The 13,280-nt window shown below is 67.3% G+C and carries 9 protein-coding genes; 2 read left to right on the plus strand and 7 right to left on the minus strand.

Going from position 1 to position 13,280, the window contains the following annotated elements:
• Positions 1 to 16: 16 nt before the first annotated feature.
• The 7 genes from GSF02_RS06010 to GSF02_RS06040 form a co-directional block, all read right to left on the minus strand.
• Positions 17 to 2,521 (minus strand): glycosyltransferase, encoded by a 2,505-nt coding sequence (locus GSF02_RS06010; protein WP_268892849.1) that lies wholly within the window; start codon positions 2,519 to 2,521, stop codon positions 17 to 19.
• 538 nt (positions 2,522 to 3,059) lie between these two features.
• Positions 3,060 to 3,467, minus strand: coding sequence for a hypothetical protein (locus tag GSF02_RS06015; protein WP_159793770.1), 408 nt, complete (start codon positions 3,465 to 3,467; stop codon positions 3,060 to 3,062).
• A gap of 190 nt (positions 3,468 to 3,657) precedes the next feature.
• Positions 3,658 to 5,898: a glycosyltransferase gene (locus tag GSF02_RS06020; protein ID WP_159793772.1), complete on the minus strand. Its 2,241-nt coding sequence runs from the start codon at positions 5,896 to 5,898 to the stop codon at positions 3,658 to 3,660.
• 62 nt (positions 5,899 to 5,960) lie between these two features.
• On the minus strand, positions 5,961 to 7,406 hold the full coding sequence (locus GSF02_RS06025; RefSeq protein ID WP_159793774.1) for a hypothetical protein: 1,446 nt from the start codon (positions 7,404 to 7,406) through the stop codon (positions 5,961 to 5,963).
• A complete protein-coding gene (gene wecC, locus GSF02_RS06030) occupies positions 7,403 to 8,641 on the minus strand; it encodes a UDP-N-acetyl-D-mannosamine dehydrogenase (protein WP_159793776.1) in 1,239 nt (412 codons plus the stop codon). Before wecC ends, GSF02_RS06025 begins: the two co-directional genes overlap by 4 nt.
• A 16-nt stretch (positions 8,642 to 8,657) precedes the next feature.
• Positions 8,658 to 10,529, minus strand: a complete 1,872-nt coding sequence (locus GSF02_RS06035; RefSeq protein WP_235915398.1) for a glycosyltransferase family protein — start codon at positions 10,527 to 10,529, stop codon at positions 8,658 to 8,660.
• Between the two features lie 278 nt (positions 10,530 to 10,807).
• Entirely contained in the window at positions 10,808 to 12,259 is a 1,452-nt protein-coding gene (locus tag GSF02_RS06040; RefSeq protein WP_159793778.1) for an NCS2 family permease, read from the minus strand.
• Between the two features lie 103 nt (positions 12,260 to 12,362).
• On the opposite strand from GSF02_RS06040, the gene GSF02_RS06045 reads away from it, so the two are divergent.
• Positions 12,363 to 12,620 (plus strand): DUF2530 domain-containing protein, encoded by a 258-nt coding sequence (locus GSF02_RS06045; RefSeq protein ID WP_159793780.1) that lies wholly within the window; start codon positions 12,363 to 12,365, stop codon positions 12,618 to 12,620.
• Positions 12,621 to 12,631: 11 nt separating this feature from the next.
• Entirely contained in the window at positions 12,632 to 13,201 is a 570-nt protein-coding gene (locus GSF02_RS06050) for a DUF4334 domain-containing protein (RefSeq protein WP_159793782.1), read from the plus strand.
• The last annotated feature ends 79 nt before the right edge of the window (positions 13,202 to 13,280 follow it).

Consider the following 13,280-nt stretch of genomic DNA (forward strand, 5'->3'; position numbering starts at 1 on the left):
CCAGACACGGAAGGTGTCACCCGACACGGTCACGCGCGCCTCGAACTAGACCATGCTCAACGCCCCGTGTCAGGTAGGAGATTCGTTCCCGTTGCACGAAACTCACCCAGTCCTTGAACTCGAGAGACTTCTCGAGCCTTCGGACCCGCTGTGGCGAGTACTGCTCTGACGCCTCCTTCTTGGCACGAGCGATGCGGCTATTGAACTCCCTGATCATCCATTCGGAACCATCGCGCGCACGGCGAATCAGCCGCGATGAACGATCGTCGGGGATTGGCGCAGTCTCACGCCCCGCGACGGAAGCAACCCGTATCAGTTCCCGCCACGAAGAGGCGAGGTCGTGCTCGAGGAAGGGTTCGACGGACGCCCGAGCCTCCTCGCCGAGCGATCTCCTATACTCCTTGTCTACGAGGACGCGAACGACTTGTCTGCCGAGCTCCCGGAAATCGCCTTGAGGGACCGCTACGTGCCCTCGCCCATCCTCAAGGACGGCCTGGTTGGGAAGGTCGTAGAGGACCAGCGGCAAGCCCGCCACCTTGGTTTCAACGATCGCCATGCCGAACGTCTCCCAAGTACTCGTGAGCATATACGCGTCAGCCTCGGCCAGGTGCGCTTCGACGTCGGTCGTTGGTGGCATGAACTCAACTGACTGATCGACGCCGAGGCTGACGCTTAGATTTTTCAGTGATTTGACCAAACCTTCCGGTCCGGTGCCCACCAGCCTTAGCTTGGCGTGCGGCACAGCCTTCACCACCTCAGCGAACGCCTTTATGAGGTGCGTGCACTGCTTCTGAGCCTCATTGAACCGCCCCATCCAGAGCACCACGGGTTCATCCGATGGGTCACCGATACTCTGATTGCGGTCGGCAGACTCGGCGAGGAAGTCACGAACCGGATTCTGAACGTACATCGCGGGCACGCCAAACGATTTCCAGTACAGAGCCTCGACCTCAGACAGGACCTGAACCGCGTCAGCTAGCGCGAACACATACGGGCGAACAGCTGAATTGTATGTAACGAAATGACTGAAGGATTCGTGCACGGACAGTATAAACGGCACGCCAAGCGTTTTTACCGCGAGCATGTCATAGAGCAGGCCGTCATAGGAGGCGGCGTGGTAGGAGAGGATGTTAATACCCTCTTCGGCGATCGCACGGCGAAGACCAAAGACCCGGTCGAGCGTCGAGCCAGTATTGTCAATTTTCACGTGGCGCACGCTTACAGGAAGGTCGAACTGCACTTCCCCTTCAGGCACGTCGGTGTCAGTAATGAGAACTACGCTATATCCCATGGACTCGAACGTAGGGATGAGTCCCGAGATTACCCGCTGAACGCCTCCGATTGTCATCGTGTGGTAAAAGATTCCAATGGTTTCGGGATTGCTTACTCCGGTGTCATCGGTGGCGAGGGAAGTTCGAGCCAAGGCCGATGCGCCGTTGATCCTGCGCGCAACCCGTCCACGGTCGGCATGAACGCGCTCGCGTAGCCAAGTAATCACCTCCAGTGGGGCCCAAGCGTCGAGCAGAAGGCTGAAGCCGGCAGCAGCATCACTATCGTCGACGTTAGCGTTCCAGTGAGTGGCACACTCGTTCACAAAGTGATCGCGCAGATTCTGGATTAGGCTAGCTGCGAGTCCATCCTCACCGTTGGCCATAAGCGTTTCGGCGAATTTGTCAAGCACACGGATGACCCTTGACTGGGTGCAAAGGAGCCGCAATCGCGAAAGAGGGTCCATGTTGCCGGCGGTTGCGCCGGCCGCCATGCGGTACCGATAGAGCGGAAGGTCAATCGCGCGGTAGGACTCAGCGTGCCAGAGGAGCAAGAACGTTTCGTAGACGTCCTGCCCCTTGGGCAACACCTCCACCTCCGAGAGCGAAAACGCCGCACGGGCAAGGTCGGCACGGTAAATTTTGCTCCACACCGTCCACGAGACTGCACGGGATTCGAAGCACTGCCAGACGATGTCTCTGCCGCGAAGTTCTTCGTACTTTGGCTGGAGCGCACGGAGATTCCGCTCGATACGTTCGCTGCCCAGCTGTGACGAGTCGATTATCTCGGTACCAAATTGGATGACATCGGTCCCATAGGAGTCCATCTCTCGTACGAGAGTCTCGCACGCCTCGGGTATGAGTTCGTCATCGGCATCGAGGAACATTACATAGCGGCCCGCAGCCCGCAGGACTCCGACTCTCCGAGCTATGTGAGCCGACGAGTTCTCTTCGAGCGACTCCACATGGATGGAAACGTTCGGGTACTCCGCCGCCAGCGCAGACAGGATTTCTAGTGAGTTGTCTGTCGATGCGTCATCAATACAGATGACCTCGATGCTAGACGCTATCGTTTGGAGGCAGAGGCTGCGGATCGCATCGGACACATGCTTTGCGTCGTTATGAATGGGCACGATGACGGAGACTGTTGGGGGACGTACAGCAGTGAGCGTTTGCCCCTCGGCGCCGGAGGTCAAATCTCGCTCCTTTCGTTCGTTCCTGAATCGGGCGAGACAACCGGTCGATCCGTCCACCAAGACGAGACGTGCAGTCGGCCTTCCGCAATCGAACGCGCGCTGCGCTGCCTTGCGTTGAACGACTTCCGCAAAGCCGCGACCTCCGCTTTCGCGCGGTCGCTCTCACGTCTGACTGCTCCCCAGATTCGTCGGCGGTCAGCGCGCGACACTTCGGTTGCTTCCTTGAGAGTCGCCCAAAGACGACGGCGGTCGTCTCTTGAGGCATTCGTCGCGGCATTCAGCGTCGACCAAAGCTTCGCGCGGTCGGCGGCTACAACTTTGTCGCGGCGTTCTAGGCGACTCAACTCGCTCTCCAAGCGTGCTTGGAGAGCTGCCATGGATGCCTCGAGCGCTTCGACTCGCGCGGCGATCTCTGACTGAGCTCTAGTGGCTGCGGCGTCAGCTGACGTCCAGGTTTTCGAAAGCTCGGGTGTCAGGTCTGCAGGACCTGCTGAAGCACTTTCGTGCGTTCGATCTTCAGGCATCGGCGAATTTTGAGATGGCGCAGCGTGTGACCCGGGTTCGCCTCGTTGCGTCATTTTGAACCGCCCTTTCATCACTTATCTCCCATCTCGCGGGCTCGCGACACGATAGCGGGCCACGCAGCACGATCAACCCACTCGTGGGCGTCGTCTATCGCGAAGTCGATTGCCAGGTTCGCGAGTTGGAACTCGTCTGGAGACCGCCCGGCGCAGCCGAAGGCCCAAGCAATCGCCACGCGATACGTCAAGTAGTCGTCGGGGCGAAACAACTCGCCCTGCTTGGGAACTCCGCCGAAGACTCTGAAGGCCCAAGCCACGGGGATGAAGTACTCATGCCACACCGGGACGTCGTCGAACGGCGCTTCCCAGACAGGCTCGAATTCTGGCCGTCCTGCGCTTTCGTACAGGTGCCCGATCGCCTCACCTCTAGTGAGAACGTCGCCTGTAGTCGTGCTCGTCGGAACGTTGGAGGTGTCCGTCATACTCGCTCGCATTTGTTGGCTCCGGGCTTCTCACCTCGTGCAGAGAGTTGAGAATGGTGTTGTGGCGGCTGTCGTCAAACGCGTTGTTCGGGTGGCCTCCAGTTTCCTCTGGCGGCGTTCGCACCGTCATAGCGAATCGCGCGCTCCCCAGGCGCGACCGGATTTGCGGTTGGTTGCTCACTTCTACTCGTCATCGCGGGAGCAGGCGGGCAAGCATTCGCGGGACCGCGGTGATCGCCTTGCCGGCGCGCCATGTTTCGGACGATCGAATTTGCGCAATCTTGGCGTCGCGTCGCGCGACCTCACGCTCGAGCTCGCGGATCCTCTGCGCGGGGTCATCGTATTCTGTCGTTTGCCTGTCCAAAGCGGGGGTCCGTCGATCGAGCGCCGCGGCGCGCTTGGCCTCGGCCTGGTAGAGCGCGATGTCCCAGTACGACCCGGTGCCGTGCTCCTGCGAATGGCGGATCATCCCCAAGGTCGCCCGCTCCTTCGCCTGCGTGAAGAAGTCGAGCGGCTTGTCAGAGATGCCCAGCTCGGGGAACCACTCCGTGACCAGGGTGGCGTAGAAGTCCTCGCGCGCTTCCTCTGGCAGGTTGTTGAGATGCCAGAGGAGCAGGTGCAGAGCGTAGTTGATGAACTCGCGCTGCAGGGGCGGGTAGATGCCGCTCCGCACCAGTTGCTCCCGGATCGCCAGGAGCGCGAGATAGGCGTTGTCCGGCGACTTCGCGGTGGAGTTCGAGATCGAGGTGCCCACGTTCCTGCGGTGCGAGATGAGCTCTTCGTCCAGGATGGTGATCCGGTCGCAGCACAGCAGGGCCGAGTAGACGAAGTATGCGTCGTTCGTCGAGGTCAGCGGCTGGAACCGGAGCCCCGTGTTCTGCAGGTACGCGCGCAGGAACAGCTTGTCCCAGGGCCAGCCCACGAAGCTGAAGAACGGGTTGGCGGTGATCGACATGCCCGAGAACGGCCGGGCCTTCGGCAGCTGCTTGATCTTCACGGCGTGCGCGATGGGGCTCGTCTCCCCCGTCACCGAGTCGAGGTTGCGCGACCGGAACACACAGATGGAGGCCCTGTCCGCCTTCGCCTTGCCGTAGGCGCGGCCCAGCATGCCCCTGTCGAAGACGTCGTCGGCGTCGAGGAACGCCACGTACTCGCCCTGCGCATGGTCAAGACCGAGGTTGCGCGCGACTCCCGCGCCCTGGTGCTCCTGCGTCAGCAGGAGCACCCGGTCGTAGGGGTCGGAGTCCGCGAACTCGTGCAGGACCTCCAGCGATCCGTCCGTCGAGCCGTCGTCGACCAGGATGACCTCGAAGTCGCGCAGAGACTGGTTCCGCAGCGAGGCCAAGCACTCCTTGAGGTGCGGCATGGCGTTGTAGACGGGCATCACGACGGACACCTTCACCCGGAAGGCCTCGTACTGGTAGTAGTACTCGTCGGGGTCGCGCATGATCCACCGGACGCGGTTCCACTCCCCGACGCTGAAGGCCGACTGGATCAGCACGCCCCGCTCGGCATCCTTCTTCAGCACGTCCGACACCATGCGGCAGAACTCGCGCCGCAGCTCTGGCGCGAGCCGCTTCATCGTGAAGTCGATGTTGTGCCAGCGCTTGAGCCCGTAGACCCCCGTGAAGGTCTCTGCCAGCTCGGGTCGCTCCAGGAGCCACTCGCGGATCCAGTCATACTCCTGGAGCGCGACGTCCGCCTTGCCCGTCGACTTCACCGAGGAGTTCGGGTTGTCACGGCGGTTCTCGTAGAAGATCTCGTTGATGTACATGACGCGGCGCGCCTGGCACATCGTCTGGAAGAAGAACCCGTTGTCCTGGTACGACGCGCCCGGCGTCTCGTGGTGCCAGATGTCGTTCTCGAGGAGGAAGTCGCGCCGGTAGATGCCGCACCAAGTGTTCATCGGGTAGCGGAAGATGGCGAGGCGCTCCGCCGGATCGATGACCTCGCCGTAGGCCGACGCGTCGTTGGCGGCCCGGACGATCACCTCGGTGCGCGACTCACCCGTCCCGCGGAACCGCAGGTAGTCCGCCTTGACGATGTCGAGGTCGTGCTCATGCCCCGCCTGCCAGAGCGTCTCGAACATCGCCGGACGGACGACGTCATCCGGCTCGAGGATGCCGATGTACTCGCCGGTCGCGTGGCGGAACGCGACGTTCATGGCGACGCCGTAGCCGGCATTGGCCTGGCTGATGACCCGCAGACGGTCCGCATGCTCGCGCGCGTAGCGCGCGAGGATCTCCGGGCTCGAGTCGGTCGAGCCGTCATCGACGCAGACGATCTCCAGGTCCGAAAGCGTCTGGTTGATCAGGCTGTCCAGCGCCGCCTCGAGGTACTGCTCGACGTTGAAGACGGGCACCAGGACCGAGACACGGGGCCGACCGGTTCCCTGGCCGAGCACGGTCGAGGATTTGATGCTCGTGGTCATTGCGCTTGAGTTCCTATCGGTGCGGTGCTGTGAGACAAGTCGTCGAAGGATCGGTAGCGGTGCTAGTGAGGGCTCAGCGGTCGGGACGTCACTATCGCGCGCGCCACACTGGATGCGCCCTGGGCAACTCTGCGTTCACGGATGGCCGCGCGTACCTCTTCGGCGCGTCGCCCTGCTGCCATCTCAGCCACGGCTCGCGCCGCGTCGTCCACGCCGTCTGCAACGAGGCCGAGCTGGGCCTCGGCGACTGCCCGAGCGCGCCGACCTTGGTCGTCGTTCAGCGTCGTTGCGCTGGGGAGGTAGACGCCCGGCGTGCCGGTGTGGAGGTTCTCGTGCACGGAGTTGTACCCGGCGCCGGTCACCGTGAAGTCCCATGCCGCAGCGAAGTCCACCAGGGGGAACTGGGCGGCGATCGTGACCGTGTCGTACCTCGCGGACTCGGGTAGCAGCGGCGATCTGACGACAACCGGCACCAGGTCACTCGTGCGCCGGATACCGTCCACCACTGCAGCGGTCGCCGATCCGTCTCCGTTGCCCCCGGACAGCTGGACCAGCGCATACCGGCGCTCAGGGTCCAACCCGAGGGCAGCGATCGCCTTGGCGCGAGGCATCGGGGTTGAAGGCGCCAGGGAGACCGGGGCTGTCCACACCGCCTCGCGGAAGATCTCCGGCGCTGTCGACTCATCCTCCGCAATGTCCCTGGGAGTCACCACGCTGGTCACGTGCTCGCGCCAGTCCGTGACCTGACTCAGATCGGTTCCCTCACGCCACAGACCTCGGCGTAGCCAGATCAGCGGCAGGTCGGCAATCTCCGCCACATCGGTCAACGAGGAGAAGACCCACGTTCCGTCGAACACGATCGCGTCAGCCGGATTCTCGGAGAGCTCCTGCAAGAGCTTCCGCGTGAACTGTCGACGCCAGTGGTCCAGCCCGCGCGCGGTCGCGCGCTGGCTCGGGAAGTACTCGACGTCGTACCCCGCGGCCGCCACGGTGGACGCCGCCGTGGAAAGGGTCAGGATGCGGCCGGTGAGCAGGCCTTGAGAGTGCCTGAGCACGGCGGCGCAGCGGGCGATGTGGCCCATGCCGCCGCCGTTGCTCGTCACGAACAGGACGCGCGGTGGCGTCCCGTCGGCGGGGATCGGGGCCTCGCGCGGCCGGAACCACGCCAGGCCTGCCGTCGTCGCAGCGACCTCACGGCTCACCTGCTCGATCCGCGCGAGCGAGCGCTCCTGGTGGTACTCGTGCCGCGACGCCTTCGCGCGGGTCTCGTGCACCGCCGCCTCGACCTCACCGATCCGGCGTCGTAGCCGCGCCTCGCTGCGCGCGACGGCCCAGCGGCTCGCGATCCCCGCGACGAGCCCGACCGACACCAGGAGGCCGAGCACGCCGGCAAGGACCAGCCACGCGCTGTCCCGGGACACCGCGAGCGCGACGACAGCGGCGGACGCGACAGCAACGAGGGCCGTCCCGGCGAGAACGAGCGCCCGGCGATGGGATCCCAGGTTCAACGGAGCATTCCTCGCGTGTCCACGACGGTGCCGGGGACGCCCTTCAGGTCCGCGTCGTCGAAGGCGTCATGGTTTACCAGCACAGCGACCACATCTGCCTTCAGCGCCTCGTCGACACTCACGAGCTCGACGTTCCCGTGGCGCGCGAGCTGCTCGGGCAGGGTCTCCACGTGCGGCTCGACCACCGCGATGCGGGCGTCGGGAGCCGTGCGGGCGAGGCGGTCCACGATCTCCACCGCCGGCGACTCGCGCAGGTCGTCGATGTTGGCCTTGAACGACAGACCGAGCGCCGCGATCGTCGGTGCCCGGACGTCCCGCACGGCGTCGAGCACCTTCTCCACGACCCATTCCGGCTTGCCGTCGTTGACCTCGCGCGCCGTGCGGATGAGGCGCGACTGCTCGGGGTCGGCGTCCACGATGAACCACGGGTCCACCGCGATGCAGTGGCCGCCCACGCCCGGGCCCGGCTGCAGGATGTTGACGCGCGGGTGGTGGTTGGCGAGCCGGATCAGCTCCCACACGTCGATCTCGAGCTTGTCGGCGATCAGTGACAGCTCGTTGGCGAACGCGATGTTGACGTCGCGGTAGGCGTTCTCCACCAGCTTCGTCATCTCGGCCGTCTTGGCGTCCGTGAGCACGATCTCGCCCTGGCAGAACGTCGCGTAGAGCTTGCGCGCCCGCTCGGCAGCCTCGGGGGTGAGCCCGCCCACCACGCGGTCGTTGGTGACGAGCTCGATCATGACGCGCCCGGGCAGCACGCGCTCCGGGCAGTGCGCGAAGTGCAGCACGGGGCGGCCGTCGCTGCCGTCCAGGCTGAGGTCGGGGCGCAGGTCGAGGATCCGCCGCGCCATCTTCTCGGTGGCGCCGGGCGGCGACGTCGACTCGAGGATGAGCAGCTCGCCCCCGCTGAGCTGCGGGGCCACCGACTCGGCCGCGGCCATGATGTACGACAGGTCGGGCTCGTGGTTCCCGGTGAACGGCGTGGGGACCGCGATGATGAAGGCGTCCGCCGGCTCCGGCGTCGTCGCTGCCCGCAGCGTGCCCTTCTTCACCGCGCCGGCCACGTACGTGGCCAGGTCGGGCTCGACGAACGGCACGTCGCCGTTGTTCACCGCGTCGACGGTCCGCGGGTCGACGTCGACGCCGACCACCTTGATGTCGGTCGACGCCAGCACGGCGGCGGTCGGCAGCCCGATGTACCCGAGGCCGATCACCCCGACGGTACTGAGATCCATACTCGTTTTCCCCTGCTCAGAAGACGACGTGCTCGTCGGCACGTCCGTAGAACTGCACCTCACCGCTGGCCAGCAGCTCGGCGTCGGTCACGCTCCACGTGTGCTGCCGCTGCCCGGTGCGCACCTGGACGAAGTTGAAGCGATCGGCGGAGTACACGCGCACCCCTGCCTCGACCGCCGCGGCGAGGAACCCCGTGTCCTCGCCCGCGGGCAGCTCTGTAAACCGCACCTCGCGCGCGACGTCGCGACGCGCCACGATCGTGGGCCCCATGACGCGGTCGGTGAACCGGTGCTCGCGGTCGGCGAACCGCAGCAGCGTGGCGTCCAGGCTCTCGAGGTACATGTAGTGCGCCTGCTTGCCCACGACCGGCGCGCCGCTGTACGCCATGGCGTCGAGCTGGTCGGACAGGTACAGCGGTCCGTACACGTCGTCGTCGTCCATCTTGGCGACCACGTCGCCGCCGGCGGCGTCCACGAGACGGTTGAGGCATGCGCCGAGCGGCACGCCTGCGTCGGCACGCAGCAGCACCAGGTCCTCGACCCCGGCCTCCTTGGCGCGCACCCGCAGGTCCGCCTCGTCGTCCTCGAACCCGTGCGTCAGCAGCGCCAGCTGCACCGCCACGTCCCGCTGCGCGCCCACGGTACGCAGCACGTCGTCCAGCCGGTGCGGGCGGTTGGTGGACACCAGCGCCGTGACCGACGGCCGCGGCACCTGCGGCGCGGCGGCCAGGCCGACGTCGTGCAGCACCCGCTGCGCACGGGCGCCGTAGGTGTGCTCGCGCCAGATGCGCCGCTGGCCCCGGTGCACCGCGCGGTCGCGCAGCTCGGGCGAGCGCACGAGCGCGCGGATGGTGCTGGCGGCCTCCTCGCGGGTGGCCACGGAGAACACCTCGTCCGGCGGGAAGAACTCCCCCGTCGCCGCGCTCGGCGTCGTCACCACCGGGGTGCCGCAGGCGGTGATCTCGAAGATGCGCCGCGCGCACATGCTCGGCGAGTCCACCACGGAGTTCACGTTGAGGAACACCTTGTAGTCGCGGTAGGCGGCGAGCATGCGGTCGTATCCCAGCGAGCCGACCACGCGGGACGCGAACGGCTCGGGGAACTCGTACTGGTCGCCCTGGCCGGCGAACCGGGAGAAGATCTCCAGCCCGTGCTCCATGCGGGGCGAGACGTCCATCGCGGCGCCAAGCAGCAGCTCCATCTGCGCCCGCCGCTCGGGGTACTTGTGCGCGAACCAGGTGCCGGCGAACGCGACGTCACCGCTGCGCTCGTGCCCGTGTGCGCGCACCGGGCTGTGGATGGCCGGCTGGGCGCCGAACGGCAGCACGCCCACGCGGTCGTGCCCCAGCCGCTCGCGGTAGGCGGGCACCACCGTGGTGTCCGTGGTGTAGACCCGGTCGAACAGCCTGGCGGTGTCGAGGAAGTCCTCGAAGTGCGCGGGGTCCTCCTTGTTCCAGAAGGCCGTGGGGACGCCGCGATCGCGGCACGCGGCGAGCATCTCCACCAGCGCCGGCCGTGGCGCCGTCGGGCCGGTGAGGTGGTACTGCCAGGCGCCGCCGTTGCCCTTCCAGGCCGACTCCACGAACACGAGGTCCAGGCCCTCGAGCTGCTCGGGCCACGCCGACGGCTTCAGCAGCACCTGCTGCCACTCGTAGCCGAAGGCGAGCCGGGAGAACTCGTCGAGGATCACGCCCACGCGCAGGGGGCGGGCGGGCTCGCGCTCGGGGACCGGCCACGGCTCGTAGACCGGCGCGCCGTCCGCCGTGCGGTGCGGGGTGCGCTGCGGGCCGAGGATGCGCCGCCGGCGCAGGTGGGTGCGCAGCTGGGACAGGCCGCCGGTGCGCAGGTGCCACAGCGCTGTGCGTGCAGCGCGCAGCTTGCTGGTCACCGCTCTCCCCCCCTGCCGCTGCTCCTCAGCGTCCGGTCGTGTGCTGGTGGTCCGAGCCCCGGCACGCGCGCCAGCGGGTGCGTGGGGGCCGGGTTGATGATAGGTGCCTCAGGTGACGTGCTCGGACCGTCCGCCGCTCCCTCGGTCCTCGCCGCGGGTTTTCACCCGCTGAGCGCCAGGTGAGTTCTTCCTGGTTGTCGCGTTCGTCCCAGAACGACGGCGGCCGGCCCGCGAGGAGGGCCGGCCGCCGTCGACGTAGGTCAGACGCCCGACGTGCGTCAGACCCCGAGCGCCGCCCGGATCGGGCCGAGCGTGAAGTACACGACGAACATCAGCGCGGAGAACCACATCAGCGGGTGGATCTCGCGGGCCTTGCCCTGCGCCAGGCGCACCACCACGTAGGCGATGAAGCCCGCGCCGATGCCGTCGGAGATCGAGTAGGTGAACGGCATGAGCGCGATCGTGAGGAACGCCGGGATGGCGATGTCGAGCTTCTTCCAGTCGATGCCCGCGACCTGGGTCATCATCAGGAAGCCCACGAACACCAGGGCCGGGGCCGCGGCCTCGTAGGGCACCAGGGCCACCAGCGGCGACAGGAACGTGGCCAGCAGGAACGCCACGCCCGTGACCACGGACGCCAGGCCGGTGCGCGCGCCCTCGCCGACGCCCGACGTCGACTCGACGTACGCGGTGTTCGAGGACACCGAGCCCATGCCGCCCGCGGCCGCGGCGAGCGAGTCGATGATGAGGATCTGCTTGGACTTCGGCGGGTTGCCCTCCGCGTCGAGCAGACGGGCCTCGGCGCCGACGGCCACCATGGTGCCCATCGTGTCGAAGAAGTCGGCCAGCAGCAGCGAGAACACCAGCAGGATCACGGTGACCACGCCGATGTTCTCGAACGAGCCGAGCAGCGAGAAGTGGCCCAGCAGCCCGAAGTCGGGCACGTCGACGACGCCGGTGAAGGTGGGCGCCGAGTTGAAGCCGGTCGGGTTGTCCTCGGAGCGGGCGCCGATGTGCAGCGTGTTCTCGAGGATCACCGCGAGCACCGTGGCCGCGAGGATCGCGATGAGCAGCGCGCCCTTGACCTTGCGCACCCACAGCACGATGGCCAGCACCAGGCCGACCACGAACACGACGATCGGCCACGAGCCGAGGTTGCCCAGGCTCAGGATCGTGGAGCCCTCGCCGCTGACGAAGCCCGCGTTGGTCAGGCCGATGAGCGTGATGAACAGGCCGATGCCCACGCCGATCGCCGTCTTGAGCTCCACCGGCACGGCCCGGAAGACCGCCTCGCGGAACCCGGTGAGCACCAGCAGCAGGATGATCAGGCCCTCGATGACCACCAGGCCCATCGCGTCGGCCCAGGTGACGTCCGGCAGGCCGGCGATCGAGAACGCGACGACGGCGTTGAGGCCGAGGCCGGCCGCGAGCGCGAGCGGGTAGTTGGCCACCACGCCCATGAGGATCGTCATGACGCCGGCGACCAGCGCCGTGCAGGCGGCGATCATGCCGAGGTTCGGCCCGTCGCCGCCGCCGAGGAACTGCCCGGTGCCGTCCGGGACGGTGCCGATGATCAGCGGGTTCAGCACGACGATGTACGCCATCGCGAAGAACGTCACCAGGCCGCCGCGGATCTCTGTGGCGACCGTCGAGCCCCGCTCGGTGATCTTGAAGTAGCGGTCGATCGCGCTCAGACGGGCAGGCGTCGGCGCGGCGGTCTTGTTGGGCATGGGTCCAATTTTGCCAGGCGTCACGGGGTCCTCGGGGCCGCGGCAGGCCCGCTTAACACGGCGTTCACCGACGGGGCAGCGGGCCCGCTCGTAGACTGGCGCCGTGCCGTCCCTGGTCGATCTGCTGCTGCACCCCGAGCAGCGCCGCCCGAGCCCGCCGCCGCTGAGGGTGGACCTGCGCCGCGTGATGCTCGCGGGCATCGCGGCCTGGGCGGTCGCGCTGGTCGTGGCGCTGGCGCTGCTGGCCGCGGGCGTCCAGGACGCCGAGGGCGTCGCCGTCTGCGCCGCCGGCCTCGCGCTCGGCGGGCTGGGTCTGCTCTGGGAGCGGCGCAACCGCCGCCGCTACCGCGGCGAGGACTGAGGAGCCCTCCCGTGGCCGCCGGCCCCTCCCCCGCCCCGCACACCCCCGCTGCGCGGCTGGCCGAGCTGCGGCGCACGGGCGCCACCACCCCGGCGGCGCTCGCCTTCTACGACTCCCTGGCGCCGGTGACGCTGGAGCAGCTGCGCGGCACCTGGCGCGGCGAGGACCTGCGCACCGACCACCCGCTCGACGGCGTCCTGGGCCGGCTCGGCTGGTACGGCAAGCGGTTCGACGGCGAGGACGCCCACCCCCTGCTCTTCGAGGACGGCACCGGCGGCGTGGTGGCGATCGACCCGCGGTACGTGCCGCTCACCGTGGTGCGGCGCTGGCCGCGGGTGCTGGGCCATCCTGCCGCGGTGCGGGCGTTCCGGGCGCTGCTGCCGCTGCTGCGCGCGCGCCGCCCGAAGGCCCGCCTGGTGATGGCGGAGTACCGCAGCGTCGCGACGGCGACGATGGTCTACGACCGCCTGCCCGTCTTCGACGCCTTCCGCTGGGTCGACGACCGCACCGTGCTGGGCGCGATGTGGATGCGCGGGATGCCGGGGACGTACTTCTTCGTGCTGCGCCGCGCGGACGCCTGACCCCGCCGTTGCGGGTCCCTGGCGGTCCGAGCAAGGCCCCTCTGTCTCGGACCGCCAGGGACCCGGAACGGTGCGGGGC

It is taken from the genome of Puerhibacterium puerhi (genome assembly GCF_009846865.1).
Classification (GTDB): Bacteria; Actinomycetota; Actinomycetes; order Actinomycetales; family Cellulomonadaceae; genus Puerhibacterium; species Puerhibacterium puerhi.

Excerpts from the sequence above, each read along its gene's own strand:
- GSF02_RS06015 (WP_159793770.1), bottom strand. The coding sequence starts at position 3,467 with ATGACGGACACCTCCAACGTTCCGACGAGCACGACTACAGGCGACGTT.
- GSF02_RS06020 (WP_159793772.1), bottom strand. The coding sequence starts at position 5,898 with ATGACCACGAGCATCAAATCCTCGACCGTGCTCGGCCAGGGAACCGGT.
- wecC (WP_159793776.1), bottom strand. The coding sequence starts at position 8,641 with ATGGATCTCAGTACCGTCGGGGTGATCGGCCTCGGGTACATCGGGCTG.
- GSF02_RS06040 (WP_159793778.1), bottom strand. The coding sequence starts at position 12,259 with ATGCCCAACAAGACCGCCGCGCCGACGCCTGCCCGTCTGAGCGCGATC.